This is a genomic window from Vibrio sp. 1978, assembly GCF_033344345.1.
On the sequence record NZ_JAWPOP010000410.1, the window covers coordinates 1 to 736 of the forward strand.

The window sequence follows — 736 nt, forward strand, 5'->3', positions numbered from 1 at the left end:
ATTTTGAAGGCGAAGTTGCTGTTGTAACTGGCGATGTGCCAATGGGCGCAAGCATTGCTGAGGTACAAGAATCTATTCGTCTCATTATGTTGGTGAACGACGTCTCGCTGCGTGGTTTGATTCCTGCGGAGCTCGCAAAAGGGTTTGGTTTCTTCCAATCTAAACCGTCTTCGGCGTTTTCTCCTGTAGCGGTTACCCCTGATGAATTGGGCGATGCATGGTATGAAAACAAAGTTCATTTACCATTGGTTTCCACCTACAACCACAAGCCGTTTGGTCGCCCTAACGCTGGCGTTGATATGACTTTTGACTTTGCAGACTTAATCGTTCATGCCACAAAAACGCGCCCACTATCGGCTGGCGCAATCATCGGTTCTGGCACGGTGTCCAACAAGCAAGGCACTGACCATGGCACTTCGATTGAGGAAGGTGGCGTTGGTTATTCATGTATCGCGGAAGTCCGCATGATCGAAACCATTCGTGATGGCAAGCCAACGACAAACTTTATGTCGTTTGGTGATTCGATCAAACTTGAGATGTTTGATGTTGAAGGTAATACTATTTTTGGTGCTATTGATCAGCAAGTTAGTCAATACTTGAAACATTAAACAGCAAAATAGGGACAAGCCATGGGCGATGACATCATTCTTTATGGATATTGGCGATCTTCGGCGGCATATCGAGTGCGTATATGCTTGAATTTAAAGCAGCTGGCGTATGATTCAGTGTCTGTTCA

Annotated in this window: 1 protein-coding gene and 1 pseudogene; both read left to right on the forward strand. The window is 45.8% G+C overall.

Going from position 1 to position 736, the window contains the following annotated elements; translation table 11 throughout:
* Nucleotides 1–608: fumarylacetoacetate hydrolase family protein (locus R8N49_RS26915; protein WP_318190427.1), on the forward strand; the 608-nt coding region annotated here is incomplete at its 5' end.
* 21 nt (nucleotides 609–629) lie between these two features.
* Nucleotides 630–736, forward strand: a pseudogene (locus tag R8N49_RS26920) (maleylacetoacetate isomerase); the annotation flags it as partial.